1 protein-coding gene is annotated in these 272 nt (G+C 61.0%); it reads left to right on the plus strand.

Annotation, left to right across the window (positions count from 1 at the left end; translation table 11 throughout):
- Positions 1-272 (plus strand): thiamine pyrophosphate-dependent enzyme (locus WDW90_RS39430; RefSeq protein ID WP_336493036.1); only part of this gene is annotated, 272 nt, incomplete at both ends.

Raw genomic sequence — 272 nt, forward strand, 5'->3', positions numbered from 1 at the left:
CGCCGCGTTTGCTGGCCAGGGCGTTGTGGCGGAATGTTTCGCGCTGTCGGATCTGAAGGGATATCGCACCGGCGGTTCGCTGCACTTCATCGTCAACAATCAGATCGGCTTCACGACCTATCCGCGCTACTCGCGCTCGTCGCCGTATCCGTCGGATGTGGCGAAGATGATCGACGCGCCGATCTTCCACGTGAACGGCGACGATCCGGAAGCGGTGGTGTTCGCCGCGAAGGTGGCGATCGAATACCGGCAGAAATTCCATAAGCCGGTCG

It is taken from the genome of Methylobacterium nigriterrae, from assembly GCF_037106235.1.
GTDB lineage: Bacteria > Pseudomonadota > Alphaproteobacteria > Rhizobiales > Beijerinckiaceae > Methylobacterium > Methylobacterium nigriterrae.